2 pseudogenes are annotated in these 864 nt (G+C 51.0%); both read right to left on the minus strand.

The features are described from left to right. Positions 1–422, minus strand: a pseudogene (locus J9892_RS21760) (IS5-like element IS5B family transposase); the annotation flags it as partial. 91 nt (positions 423–513) lie between these two features. Further along, a pseudogene (locus tag J9892_RS21765) lies at positions 514–720 on the minus strand (IS630 family transposase); the annotation flags it as partial. Between the last annotated feature and the right edge of the window lie 144 nt (positions 721–864).

Genomic DNA, 864 nt, shown 5'->3' on the forward strand with positions numbered 1-864 from the left:
AAGGTGCCTTGAGTCATCATGACGCCTGCTTCGGCCAGCCAGCGATTGATGGTCTTGAACAATTGGCGGGCCAGTTGATGCTGCTCCAGCAGGTGGCGGAAATTCATGATGGTGGTGCGGTCCGGCAAGGCGCTATCCAGGGATAATCGGGCAAACAGACGCATGGAGGCGATTTCGTACAGAGCATCTTCCATCGCGCCATCGCTCAGGTTGTACCAATGCTGCATGCAGTGAATGCGTAGCATGGTTTCCAGCGGATAAGGTCGCCGGCCATTACCAGCCTTGGGGTAAAACGGCTCGATGACTTCCACCATGTTTTGCCATGGCAGAATCTGCTCCATGCGGGACAAGAAAATCTCTTTTCTGGTCTGACGGCGCCTACTGCTGAATTCACTGTCGGCGAAGGTAATTTGATGACTCATGATGAACCCTGTTCCATGGCTCCAGATGACAAACATGATCTCATATCAGGGACTTGTTCGCACCTTCCCTAAATAACTGATCCCAATAGTGCTACACCTTCGCTGTACCATAGCCATTCCCCGGGAAAGGAGACACGGTATCCATGAAGTGTTTCACTCGAGCCAGCAGGTTGGCCATCCCTCTGCATTGATGATTGCGCGTGATGGTTTCATGCAACTTGTGCCACAGCCGTTCTATGTGATTAACCCAAGGACTGTAAACTGGCTGAAATACCAGGCAGAACTTAGGGTTTTTCTTGTAAGTATTCACCGGAACAGTATTGACACAGGAAAAATGAGACGATCGTCTCTTGATCCCACTTTCCTGCTTGCTTGATCCTGCTCCTTAGATACGCTCCCCCCATGAGCAAAAACACCATGCATTCCGCGGGAATGCCCACCA

The sequence above is a fragment of the Aeromonas sp. Prich7-2 genome (assembly GCF_017939255.1).
In the GTDB taxonomy this organism is placed as follows: domain Bacteria; phylum Pseudomonadota; class Gammaproteobacteria; order Enterobacterales; family Aeromonadaceae; genus Aeromonas; species Aeromonas caviae.